A 12,532-nucleotide genomic window follows, 5' to 3' on the forward strand; every position below is an offset into this window, starting at 1 on the left:
GGGATTCGTTGAAATGCCAATATATCGTAATGAGCTGATTGCCCCACTCGGCAGAGGAGGGAAATTCTGTGACTATACTGTTCAAACATATGGCATCGGCAACTTGGTCGAAATTACGCAAAGCTACGGCAAACTGGAATTTAACACACAGGACATACGGTGTGTAAAGCGTGCGAGCTCGCATGAAGTACGGCTGTTTCGTTTCTACTATAACGATGAGGCAAAACGATATAAGCAGGAGAATAACGATCAGCGGTGGGAGCAACGAGTAAGAGAAGCGAATGAACTGCTGTACCAAGAGGAAGTAGAGAAGTCGTTGCGTGGCTTCCTTCAGTTCTATGAGGACTTTTGGCTAGATCGTGGTACGTTTCAATATCAGAACAAGCTAACTCCATTGGTTTTCGTATCTGATTTGCAAGCCTTTCTCCATTTACTTTGGTATCGATGCGAGGATATGGCAAACTTCTTTACGGTGCTTCATGTATCCGGTGAAATTCCTGCACAGGAGAAAGACGTAATAGTCGAAAGCCTTAATCGCCTCAAAGCCGAAATAGATGATCTGCGATTGTATTTGAATGGACAAGTGTTTATTCATGGGAAAGCGCTGAATGGAGTTTACCACGATCATGAGCATGACTATCGACTGCGGAAGCTGGAGGATTCGATAAAGCGTATGTTTCAGCCAGCATTTTATGTTGATGTGACGCAGGAACAATTGTATCGAAACGTAGGACAGTATTATGCATCACTAAAGCCTACGAAGCACTTCTGCAACGCCGATATGATGAAGGAATTGAAAGAACAGCTAATTGAGCAAGTGAGAAAGGCAATGACGATTAAGGGCAAGCAGACTGTCACTTCATTTAATGATTTGGAGATTGCTTTCGTTGAGTTATGACGAAAAGAATAAACCGCCCAAAGTCCAATAAGGATTTTGGGCGGTTTATTGTTCTGCCTATTTCGCTTGAACTGCCTGACTGTTCACGGTCTGCCTGTCTACAGGCTGTTCTAAAATACTTTGTAATTGTTCTCGACAATGCTTTCATAATATCTCTGTCTTACAAATGCTTATTGGCCTTACTTATTGAGATGCTTGGTTAAGAGCATTTATAAATACCTCTGTTGGTTGTGCCCCGGATATCGCAAATTTTCTATCAATGACAAAGAAAGGTGCTCCTGTTATCCCTAATTGCTTTGCTGTGGCTTCATCTGAATGCACTTCGTTAGCATATTTGGATGGATCATGGAGAACTGCCATTGACTCGTCCCTATTCATTCCAACTGATTCGGCAATATCTGCTAATGTATCATGATCGCTAATTAGCTTGGCGTCCGTGTAATAAGAATAGAACAGCTTCTCTGCTAATTCCTTATCTTTACCAACAGATTTGGCATATTGGGTTAAACGATGAGCATCAAACGTATTGGTGGGCTTCACTTGGTCGATATTATACACGAGACCAATCAACGCAGCTTGTTGTTCAAGTTCAGCATGTGCCTTTTTCGCTTGCTCGATACTCATACCATGTTTCTCAGAAAGTATTTGATGCATATTTTTACCTGAGTACATTGATGCTTGCGGATTAAGTTCAAAGCTTTTATATTCAATAACCACTTCATTCTGATGAGCGAATTGATCTAGTACAGACTCTAATCGTCTTTTACCAATATAACAAAATGGACAAACATAATCCGACCAAATTTCAATTTTCAATTTGGATGCTCCTTCACTACAAATTATCAAAAACCCTGGAATTCAGAAATGTCAGAAAACGTGAACACATATGATATGATTCCCAATAATACGATTGAGGATGTTTGTTTAAACGGTTTTTTCACTTGGGACTTATTTATTATAAATAATAGGCATTTTTCTAATCACTTGTTTATCACGAGCGAGAGAGTACATGAATTTTGCAACATTTTCTCTTGAAACACCTAATTTAGCCGGTTTATCACCGAATGAATAATCATAAGATTGTCCTTTGTGCTTAACATTTGGATTAATAATTCGAACAACTGTCCAATCAAGGCTCGATTGTTTAATAATCCCTTCCATTTTTTTCATTTCTGCATGACCGTTCGGAAGGAACATTTTAGCTAATACTCCCGGAAGTATCGTTGAAATGTTTTTCTTATCGTCATCTGATTGCAACGCTGGCGTCGCAAGTGTAATTAACCTTTTTTTGTCAAGCTTTTTCATCGCTCTAACAATCAGTTCGTGTCCAACGGCAATCGGCGTGCCTTTAAGCTTTCGTGACATGTCAGATGCTGGTCCCAGTGTGCTGATTACTACATCCGCTTCAGCGACTGCCCTCTCGATGGTTGAAGTATTTGAAAGTTCCCCTTGTACAAGGGTCAAATTGGGATGTTTGAGGCTATATTTTTTTGGGTTTCTAATATATGCCGTTACGAAATCTCCGTTTTCTAAAGCTAATTGTGTTACAAGTTGTCCAATTGCACCACTTGCACCAAAAATAGTGATATTCACATTTTTACCTCGATTAATTATATTTTGTCTTCTGTTATAAACTCTTCAACGCGATCTCTCTTGGAATACATGTCGTACCAAATATCAGCGAGTTTATCCTGAACTCCTGAATTAGGTTGCATCCAAATTCCAATCGATAGATGACCTGCATAAATCCCTTTATCCGCTAATTCGCTGTTCAAATTAAAGATATAATTACGAAGTCCTGAGATTGCAATTCCGACATTACCCATCCTTGGAACTGGGTGGACTGATGCACCTCCAGTTGTAAATAACAGGGCACCGCTTTGCTTATCCAACATTTCCGGCAGCACTTGCCGGACACTCGATAAAGCACCTAAAACATTGAATTGAAATTGGTATAAGGCATTTTCTTCGGTTACATCTAATGCTGGTGCTACTGTATTGATGCTCGGCGTTGGACTGTATTCAAGAACATCAATAAATCCGTATTTCTCTTTAATAGCGGTAAATGCCATCTCAATTTGTTCTTTATTTAATATGTCTGCTTGAAATGGAGCAGCTTCGATTCCCAATTGTTCTAATTCACTAACCAGCTGGTTCAGCTTTTCTTCATTTCGGGCAATAAGAGCTACGCGAAAGCCATTTTGTCCGAATTTCTTTGCAATGGACATTCCTAATCCTTCTCCTGCTCCAACGATCGCTATAGTTTTCATTTAAAATCTCTCCTTTAGTTAGAGTTAATTATCAATAGGATAATTAACGGTCAATGTGTTGTATATTTATCTTGTGTTTATTATGATTAATAAAAGGTCAGCATTCAATATTTAATATTTCTGATTTTGAGAGATAAAATGCAGTTTCAGCTCAAATGTCGTATATCTAACAAAAAAAATTAAGGGAATGAGTCATAATGAACAAAAAAACCGATTTGCGTATCATTCGCTCCAAACATTCGATTAAAAAGGCGTTTATAGAGCTTCTTAATGAGAAGGGATATGAAGGGATTACGATCCAAGATATTGCCGATAAGGCGATGATTAACCGGAATACATTTTACCTTCATTATCAGAACAAACCCGATTTGTTAAATGCGTCTATGGATGAATTATTAGAAGAACTAAATAGTACACTCAATCTTTGTTCGAGCAGCAAATCTCCTGTAAGTGGCTCTATGCTTGAACAACTAATGCAAACAATACTGGAGAAAATTAAGGACAATATTCCTTTTTACAAACCATTGTTACTTGATGAGAATAGAATTTATGGTTTTCAATCAAAAATGGAGGAAATTATAAAAAATACAGTGGAAGATGGCTTGGATAATACTCCCCTGAAGATTTCAAAGGAATTATTACTCCAATATATCGCATCTACTTTTATGGGCATTGTAATATGGTGGGTTAAAAATGATTTTTCTTATACTCCAAAGGAACTCGCTTCTCAATTCGGAAAAATTCTAACTCATGGACACTTAAAAGCCGCAGGTATTTCAATCGATGATTAAAGTGATAAATGCTTACGAACAGTAGCTGGGGAGATAGAAAAGAAAAGGAGCCCTCGAATGACTCGAATGATGGCTCCTTTTCTGTTACTACACCGATTGGTTATAACGAAGGAAGATATGTTCTATCCAAAGAAACCACTCCATTGTCAGGAGTGGTTTTGCTTTATATAATTTGGTTTTTCTTTATATAATAATGTATATTTTATGGTCAAATTGCACTTTGTGCTTAGATACATTACGGTGAACCGTTTCATAAATTCAAAGTATATTAGTTACGTTAAACCGCCCGTTAGTTGAACATAGGGCTACCCCTCGGCAGCCCTATCATTTATTGAACTATAGTTACCCGTTAGGTTAATGCACCTTTAGAAGAAGTATTGCTTCATGCTTATAATTCTCGAGATCATTTTCTTCATTCAACCAGGCAACTTCCTCCGGTCTTAGCTGATAAAAACGAGCAACAGCTTCTTTACCATCAGGTTCACAAGTAACTACAATATTAAATTCTTCCCCTGCGAAGTTACGACGGAGTGTCTTTTCCCATACTTCAATTAATTCTAATGCTATAGAGAGGTTCTCCAAGTGCAAGTGGTTTATCGATGTCTCGCACTCTGTACGGTCTGAGTAAGTTGTTTTATCGAAACTACTCGGTAAATCTCTTGCAAAACAACTAATTAAAATACAGCCATCCCATTCAACAAAATGGGCGTATTCATCGTTATTACTAGCCCCTGAAGGTTTGGTTTTAAGCAATAGTGTAGACATCGCTTCATTAGTTATCATGGTAACCTCCAAGATAATTGAATGAATAAATGTATTGAACAAACGTTCCCCGTTAGTTCAATCGTTGGATATGCCAAGGTTCTGTCCCCCATACGGATTTTTTGGCAACATACATTACCTTTTCATCCTTATAAATAAAAATATCTTCTGGAAAATCCTTATATAAATCAAACAGGTGCACAGGTAAAATAGCAGCATCAAATGCCCAAAGTCCCTCTTTATTGCCTGACACTATAGCCTCCCAAGGAACTCCATCCATAACTTCATTTGTGAAAAACACTCCAGTTTGTTTAAACTCCTCAGAGAACTTTGTCATAATCCTCCAAATCAAGGATTGATGCTGGCTTCGTAATAGTCCTGTTCTCCAATCGAGCTCTATCTCTTCCGTCCAAAGTAAGATACTAATTTCCAGATATGATTCTTTTAATTCCTCAATAACTTCAGGTGTTAAACCAACTACATATGGCCGTAAATGGAGTTGGAACCCGTTATTGTCATACAATTGAGGCGCAGCACCGCCACCAACGTACATAAAACCATTTTCCGAGACTTTCCATTCCAGCTCATCATTGAAGTATTTAGAATCAAGTTCTAGCGAGTTTATTACTTCTGAAAAGAGCCTGATAACATCTCAGAAATTGAGATGATCACACTTTATATAAGTTTGGATATAAGAATATTCGGGCATGAGAACACACCTTTTGGGCTCAATTTTTAATCCTATTATACTCTTTTTCGTTTGGCTTGCCTTCGCGCTAATCTGCCCGTTAATTGAACAAATAAAAAACGGCTGCCGAAGCAACCGCTATTCCACTAACGTTTCCCGTTAGTTCAATGAACCCTGTCATTAGGTGCTTTGCGTTTCTGACTCAAGCCTTAAGCAATCTGTGCACAAATAGAAATAGATGAACGATTCACCTATATGGAACGAAAATCCATCATGTATCAAACCCTCCGAATTATAATCTTCGCTACCGATGGTTGCTATGTACTGCATTTGCTTGCCACAAGAGGAACACTGCTTTTGAATCTTATCAGTTGCGAACACAGGCGGACCGAGTAAGCGGCATATGTATTCTGAGCCAAATAAGGTAAAGGGTTCATCGTTGCCCGTATCATCTAATAGGATATCTATCTTTAATAGAGGTATCAGTTTTACGCTGTTCAAAGGGAGAGGAAACGGTAATTTGTCATCATCTTCCATGATCCAATGATCTGAATCAGTTTGTTTAATAACAGTTATAGCTTTAGCTACAGGGTCAAGTTGAAAAATCTGGGGTTTCCAATAACCCGAACAATTTAGACAAGTGACAAGAGGTAAGCTATTCAACGTAGCTTTGCGATGTACATATAGTCGAGGATCTGTAAGGTCAAAGCAAAAGATTAAGTGCATTGGAGTAAGACAATTCATACAAATAGGTGTTTTCCAACCAGTCCCCCCAAAACTGTGATTAAACTGTTCTTTCCCTTAACTGCCCGTTAGCCATACATGCAGCGCAAGATCGGCACTGCACCACAGAAGATGAAAATGGATACCTATGACTATACTATTGGGACGGCTTGGCGAAGAAGGTCGATAAGCTATGATGCCATAGAGCCCAACCGTTAGTCTGACTCCGACCACCACGGTGCATCACAGAATGTCGCACCCTATATGGGTAGAACTCATGGGAGATTAATCCTTTTTTGGTTGTTGCACCAGCCTTGCCTTTATGTTTGTTGTCAGTGTGATTAAAGATCTACAATCTCTATATGATTTCTCACGAGGCTCAGCCTTTTATTAAAGCGTTATTCTGGGTCTGCTTTAATATGCTTTTTTTCGAGTTTGGAGCTAATTTTATTTTCATGGGAACTTAATAAAAAGAGCAGGTACCGAAGAACCTACTCATTAATGTGTACTATTCAACTATCGTTCTCCGTTAGTTCAACAACTTTTTCATTTGAGCATATACAAATGCGTCAATCGATCTTCTATCTGGGTCATAAACCCTGGATGCTTTTAATTCATCATCGCTCAAAGTTTTTATGTATTCGTTCAGTTGATATTGTTCTTCAAAATCTAAGGAACCGCTCTGAGTTACCAGAGACCATATCCACATTATTTTCACCTCTGTCTCGTACCCGTTAGTTAAATACAGGCTTTTTGCGATGTTTCGTTATTTGTTCTAAAGAATAAGCTATACCAATTAAAGTAGGTTCGGTAAATGCTTTTCCGGCAAAAGTAACGCCGAATGGTCTGCCATCCGCCCCATACCCCGCGGGGATAGTAATCGATGGATAACCAGCTTTGGCACATATATCCGCTCCAATATAAGCAGGAAACATGATCGCATCTAACTGATGACTATCTATCGCATAATCAATTCCTTCGTTCTGGGCTAGATATAAATCCATAAGTGATTCCAAGATATAGTCCATATTTTTCAACGGCTCGGTTAAGCCCTCCCGGAATTTCAACATATCTTGACCGTATTTTAGAGCTTCGTCAGCATGCTTTTCATTCCAATCGATAAGCTCGGACAATGAATGAATCGGCATGTGTGCCGGAAGGCGCTGCAAATAATTTTCCACCCCATGTTTGAATTCAAAATTCATCTTGTTCCACTGCCATGGCCCATGGAACGAAGGAATCTCGATATTTTCTACCACTGTGGCTCCTGCTTTTTTCAATTCGGAGACTGCTTGATCAAATAACTCCTTATTATATTCACCAGACTCACGTACGTAATCCGGTACTTCACAAAAGACCCCAATCCTCGCTACTTGTAGTCTTTCCTTGTCCAAAAATGCAGTGTAATCTTGTATACCATGGTCATTACGCCAGGTTGCTGGATCGTGCTCATCCCTCCCAACCAATGCACTAAGCAGAACTGCCGCATCTGAAACCGTCCTTGCCATCGGCTCTGCTGTATCTTGTGAATAAGAGAAAGGAATAATTCCTGAGCGGCTGATTAAGCCGACGGTCGGTTTAATGCCGACGATAGACATTTGTATGGCCGGACTTAGAATTGAAGCAGAGGTTTCTGTGCCTATCGCCGCCGCCGCAAAGCTCATGGCAGCTGCAGCTGCCGACCCAGTACTGGATCCGCCTACGAAAAAATCACCATACGGGTGCGCGACCTGCCCTCCCTTTGAACTATAACCCGCCCACATCGTCGAGGAAATACCATTGGCCCATTCTGTCATGTTCGTCTTTCCTAATATGATGGCCCCGGATTCTCTAAGTCGGCTAATCAGGAAAGCATCCTTCGCACTTACATGCTGCGCCAGTGCCAAGGCCCCCGCACTAGTGCGCATCTTGTCACTGGTCTCGATATTATCCTTCACGAGAATTGGAATGCCATGAAGAGGTCCTCTACTCCCCTTGCGCTGACGTTCTATGTCGAGTGCTTCTGCAATGAAAATGGCATCGGGGTTAATTTCCATAATGGAATTTATGTGGGGACCATCCTGATCATATTTTGCGATACGTGATAAATAGCAGAACACTAATTCTTTTGAAGTCAATCTACCTTGCTCCATCGCGTTTTGTAATTCGTATATACTAGCTTCTTCTACGTCAAAGTGATTTAGCTTAAAGGGATCTTTCATATTCATGTACACGACCCATCACAAGTTTTATATTGTTTATTACGTTCAATAGTATCACGTTGTGAAGACATCACTACCAGGATAGAACAAATATAATTAAACTATCCTGCCCGTTAGCTTAACAACAGAAGGAGCAGCTGCCGCATAGGCAAACTGCTCCAGGGTATTTGGACTAACGTGTCCGTTTTTTCAACCTTTGTACGCTATTCCGTCAATCATCATAAGACAATCAGAGTCAATAAACTCTGTTGTAGATGTCATCCTAGCAGGGAACTTATCCTTTTCAAAATACTCGTAAAATACCTGTTCCATTTCAGGTAAGTCCTTAATGTGTTTTAGGTATACATTCACCTTAACAAGATTATCTAGTGAAACATCAAGTTGATTAAGAGTCCCTTTTAAGTGTGAGAAAGTATTGTGGATTTGTTCTGTAAAATTCTGTCCAAAACCCCGATGTAATCCGAGAAACACACAATCACCGACCGCAACAGCAGAGGAATAACTAAATGGTGTTGAAAGTCGTTTTATCATATACACGAACCTCCTATGTAATAAAATCCCAATTATATTCTAGAACTCATGTTCGCAAATGTAAATATATTTTCTCACTCTCTAACCTATCCTGCCCGTTATTTGAACAAAGGCAGCCGATCATGGATCGGCTGCCTTTGTGTCGTTATTGAGCTATCTATTTCTCCGTTAGCTCAATAAAAAACTCACTCAAATCCTCGAAATGCTATGGGAGAATCCAATGAACAGAAACGTGAATATGGTGTTATACGATGTTGTACACTCCTTGAAATACGGTCAATGCTTCTTAATATGATAACTCTTGTTAGAATAAAAATAGTAAGTGTTTGTTTTCTTTCATCTTCTTTATAAATTTAACGATTCCTCGAATAATAATGATTGATAAAATGATAATAATGATTGGAGCAATTTCTATAATAAAAACAGGAACTAATGCTGATAATGAGACGAAAATCTCGTAAATAAAAAAATAATCAACTATTCCAACAACTAAAAAAGACATTACAATCAATTGAAATTTTTGATAATAATAACTAAGCCTATAATAGGCTCTTCTTAAGTAATCAAAAGCTTTCATAACTTCACCTCCATCTATAAGCTCCAGCGTCCTGTGAGATTCATGTATTATCCGAATGATGAGATTACGTGCTTTGTTTTTACTTCCATAGGTAAAGTTTTTATTCTTCCCCAATAAAAATTAACTCTTCAGGCATGAACCCATACCTTTTTGCTGCTTCAACTACAATCTTATCCGTAAAAAAGGCTTCAATTGTTGGATTCATATTACACCTCATTATTTTTAATTCAAAGTGTTATCTCCATTTCTAGTTCATTCTCTATTAGCACTTCTTTCCTCGAAGATTTTTCACAATAGTATGTTACCTCTTTCCATATATGCATAAAAAGAAGATACACAATGGGTTCTATTTCTAAATAACTCCTATGTAACCTGCCCGTTAGTCTAAATATTAATTACTAGTATTCAATGAGTTTCTTGTCAATTCCTGCAATTTCGCCGATCTTTGATATACCATCCCATAGATTATTGGCTTAACATCAGTAGGTACTTTTTTTTCTACTCCACTACGATTTGGAGAAAAGTAAGAATTGATTATTTTTCCAAAATAGGTTATTTTATAGACAGCTTAGCGATAAGCAAGTTCCTGACACGAAGGGAGATGTGTTTTAGTGGCAACTACTTATATGGTGGTTTGGTCTTAAAACTGAATAGTTGGCACACGAAAAAAGCGGGGAACCCCCCCTATTATTTGGTATGCCATCCAAAGTAACCTTTCGTGAATATTGCTGTTTGCAGGATACGATGAAGGTCGTGTCTTTTTTGCGTCCTGATGCCGCGTGACAGCAGCTTCTTTAGAGGCTGCTTGTCCGTGGCATTTTTGCGTCCAAAAACAATATTAAAGGAGCTAACAAAAAACTATGATGAATTTGAAAACCTATGGCTACACAGAAATAGAAGCAATCCCCCACGGATTATTGCCCGGCAGGGTGACGGAGCTTCGGCGCGAGCGCTTCACGGTCATGACCGAGCGCGGCGAAGTAACGGCGGTGCTCAAAGGAGCATTCTATCACAGCGTGGAAACACACGTAGATTTTCCGTGCGTCGGTGATTTCGTCTTGCTGCACTTCAACGAGAGCGGAGATTCTCTCATCGTTACGGTATTGCCCCGTCGCTCCAAGTTCTCACGCGCGGATTACTAAGGGCATGCCGTAGGCTATGCCAAAACCATACGGGAACAGGTAGTCGCGACTAATTTTGACTATGTATTTATCCTTACTTCTCTGAATTGGGATTTCAACATTACACGCATCATGCGGTACCTGACACAAGCTAGGCAGAGCGGCGGTCAGCCGGTCATCATTCTAACCAAGTCTGATCTCGTTGAAGATTATAATCTCACGCTCGCAGAAGTCACACAAAGCATCTTCGATGTTCCTGTTCACGCGATCTGCAGCCATACCGGCCAGGGGCTAAACGAGCTCGATCCCTACTTGATGCCTGGTAAAACAGTCGTTTTTCTCGGCATGTCCGGCGTCGGTAAATCGTCTCTGCTCAATGCATTGATAGAACAGGAAGTAATGAAAGTTCAGGTGATTCGGGAGGTTGACAGCCGGGGGCGTCATACGACAACACACCGTCAGCTGTTCATGCTCCCCTCCGGTACGATGGTCATCGACACGCCGGGAATGCGTGAGCTCGGGCTTTTTGATGCCGGCGAAGGCATACGCGCAAGCTTTACCGATGTGGAGGATTGGTTCCCGCAATGCCGGTTTGCAGATTGCCGCCATCAGAGCGAGCCGGGCTGTGCCGTTCTCGCCGCGCTTGCCGAGTTCGTTACGCGTGAACGGTGGGAGCATTATGTTGCCCAGCAGCATGAACAAAAGTATGTCCAGGATAAAACAAGCTACCTCATCGACAAGAGGGCTCGAAACAAAACGATGGCTATGTCAAGCAAGAAAACGAAGAAAAATGGAGGATGGAAGAAATGAATATTAAAATTGAAACGCTGATCAATGCCTTGAGCCGACAGTTCAAGAAGGATATTATCTCGGCTGACTACCAAACCATGCCGTTACAGGGCGGAACTGTGGGAAATGTGTATCTGGTAAACGGGATCGCCGAAACCGCGGATGGTGATAAAACGTCTTACCGTATCGTGCTGAAAATTCAAAAGAAATGGGAACGTTACAACGATCCGGATTCCTGGCGCCGGGAATATGATCTCTATATGTCTGACTTGGGAACGAAGTTCTCGGATACCTTCCGCTGGCCAACATGTTACCATGCGGAGATGAATGACGAAGAAAATGAATTCCAGCTGTGGCTGGAGTATATCGATGGCGTAACCGGTTTAGACTTAACCGGTGACATGTATGAACAGGCCGCGCTAGAGTTAGGACGCTATCAAGGCAAGCTGTATGCGGAGAAGCCCGCTGTGCTGCAGAACTTGACCAACCTGAGCCATGTGGATTTCATGAAAAATACGTATCTGCATTACCGGTCGTGGCCAGTCGTTTACGATTATATACGCTCGGAGGACTGTAATTTCCCGCACCACATACGGCAAATGCTCATCGACATCGATGAGCACGCAGATGAGATACTCGCCCGCATCGAGCAATTGCCCCTAGTGCTATGCCACAGGGACTTCTGGGTGACCAACCTGATCTATGCCGACGGGAAAATCGCACTCATCGACTGGGATACATGCGGTTGGGGCTACCTGGGCGAGGATCTCGCAAGCTTGATTGCGGATGAAGCGGATATCGATCACATGGTCGAATACTACCATCGATGTGTCCCTGCGTATTACAAAGGTTTTTCTGAGTATGCAGATGCATCCCCTATCGCCGATAATTGCGTCCTCGAATTGATCCTTCTCATATTCGGGTACAGGCTTGTAGAGTGGTATCTCCACACAGAGGGCGATGACGAGAAAACAAAGTGTCTTCATACGCTCCAAAAAATCCATGAAATGAAGACCAGCCCTACGCAGGGTTGACTCTAAAAAAGAACTCCGAAACCCCTTGAATATAGTGGGTTTTCGGAGTTTCCTTCATTACTCTCATTCGGTGAATCGACAATGGAAATAAAGTCCTAGACTGTCACTACTCCACTTAACTAACGTGTTCTGTTAGCGAAAAAGTTA

At 40.7% G+C, this 12,532-nt stretch carries 13 protein-coding genes; 5 read left to right on the plus strand and 8 right to left on the minus strand.

Annotated elements, in window-relative coordinates; all coding sequences use genetic code 11:
* The first annotated feature begins 13 nt into the window (after nt 1–13).
* The gene (locus NSU15_RS17725) at nt 14–898 is read left to right on the plus strand and encodes a hypothetical protein (RefSeq protein ID WP_339287016.1); all 885 of its coding nucleotides are present in this window, start codon (nt 14–16) and stop codon (nt 896–898) included.
* A gap of 183 nt (nt 899–1,081) precedes the next feature.
* Here NSU15_RS17725 and NSU15_RS17730 read toward each other — a convergent pair whose 3' ends face one another.
* The 3 genes from NSU15_RS17730 to NSU15_RS17740 all read right to left on the minus strand — a co-directional run bounded on the left by NSU15_RS17730 (nt 1,082) and on the right by NSU15_RS17740 (nt 3,168).
* Nucleotides 1,082–1,714 (minus strand): DsbA family oxidoreductase, encoded by a 633-nt coding sequence (locus tag NSU15_RS17730; protein WP_339287018.1) that lies wholly within the window; start codon nt 1,712–1,714, stop codon nt 1,082–1,084.
* A 132-nt stretch (nt 1,715–1,846) separates the two neighbouring features.
* The gene (locus NSU15_RS17735) at nt 1,847–2,491 is read right to left on the minus strand and encodes an NAD(P)H-binding protein (RefSeq protein WP_339287020.1); all 645 of its coding nucleotides are present in this window, start codon (nt 2,489–2,491) and stop codon (nt 1,847–1,849) included.
* Nucleotides 2,492–2,508: 17 nt separating this feature from the next.
* On the minus strand, nt 2,509–3,168 hold the full coding sequence (locus tag NSU15_RS17740; RefSeq protein WP_339287022.1) for an SDR family oxidoreductase: 660 nt from the start codon (nt 3,166–3,168) through the stop codon (nt 2,509–2,511).
* A gap of 197 nt (nt 3,169–3,365) precedes the next feature.
* On the opposite strand from NSU15_RS17740, the gene NSU15_RS17745 reads away from it, so the two are divergent.
* Complete coding sequence (locus NSU15_RS17745) at nt 3,366–3,959, plus strand: TetR/AcrR family transcriptional regulator (RefSeq protein ID WP_339287024.1); 594 nt, start codon at nt 3,366–3,368, stop codon at nt 3,957–3,959.
* A 354-nt stretch (nt 3,960–4,313) separates the two neighbouring features.
* Here NSU15_RS17745 and NSU15_RS17750 read toward each other — a convergent pair whose 3' ends face one another.
* From NSU15_RS17750 to NSU15_RS17770, 5 genes are all read right to left on the minus strand, one after another.
* Nucleotides 4,314–4,742, minus strand: a complete 429-nt coding sequence (locus NSU15_RS17750; protein WP_339287026.1) for a hypothetical protein — start codon at nt 4,740–4,742, stop codon at nt 4,314–4,316.
* A gap of 52 nt (nt 4,743–4,794) precedes the next feature.
* On the minus strand, nt 4,795–5,274 hold the full coding sequence (locus tag NSU15_RS17755; RefSeq protein WP_339287028.1) for a hypothetical protein: 480 nt from the start codon (nt 5,272–5,274) through the stop codon (nt 4,795–4,797).
* 1,592 nt (nt 5,275–6,866) lie between these two features.
* Entirely contained in the window at nt 6,867–8,333 is a 1,467-nt protein-coding gene (locus tag NSU15_RS17760; RefSeq protein ID WP_339291381.1) for an amidase family protein, read from the minus strand.
* A gap of 189 nt (nt 8,334–8,522) precedes the next feature.
* Complete coding sequence (locus NSU15_RS17765) at nt 8,523–8,864, minus strand: RidA family protein (RefSeq protein ID WP_339287030.1); 342 nt, start codon at nt 8,862–8,864, stop codon at nt 8,523–8,525.
* 304 nt (nt 8,865–9,168) lie between these two features.
* Nucleotides 9,169–9,555 carry a hypothetical protein gene (locus NSU15_RS17770; RefSeq protein ID WP_339287032.1) on the minus strand — a complete coding sequence of 129 codons (387 nt, stop codon included), beginning with the start codon at nt 9,553–9,555 and terminating at the stop codon, nt 9,169–9,171.
* Nucleotides 9,556–10,301: 746 nt separating this feature from the next.
* Here NSU15_RS17770 and NSU15_RS17775 point away from each other — a divergent pair.
* From NSU15_RS17775 to NSU15_RS17785, 3 genes are all read left to right on the plus strand, one after another.
* Complete coding sequence (locus tag NSU15_RS17775) at nt 10,302–10,583, plus strand: hypothetical protein (RefSeq protein WP_339287034.1); 282 nt, start codon at nt 10,302–10,304, stop codon at nt 10,581–10,583.
* 81 nt (nt 10,584–10,664) lie between these two features.
* Nucleotides 10,665–11,372 carry a ribosome small subunit-dependent GTPase A gene (rsgA, locus tag NSU15_RS17780; protein WP_339291383.1) on the plus strand — a complete coding sequence of 236 codons (708 nt, stop codon included), beginning with the start codon at nt 10,665–10,667 and terminating at the stop codon, nt 11,370–11,372.
* The gene (locus NSU15_RS17785) at nt 11,369–12,385 is read left to right on the plus strand and encodes an aminoglycoside phosphotransferase family protein (RefSeq protein ID WP_339287036.1); all 1,017 of its coding nucleotides are present in this window, start codon (nt 11,369–11,371) and stop codon (nt 12,383–12,385) included. Before rsgA ends, NSU15_RS17785 begins: the two co-directional genes overlap by 4 nt.
* The last annotated feature ends 147 nt before the right edge of the window (nt 12,386–12,532 follow it).

This window comes from Paenibacillus sp. FSL E2-0201 (genome assembly GCF_037963325.1).
Taxonomy (GTDB): Bacteria; Bacillota; Bacilli; order Paenibacillales; family Paenibacillaceae; genus Paenibacillus_AQ.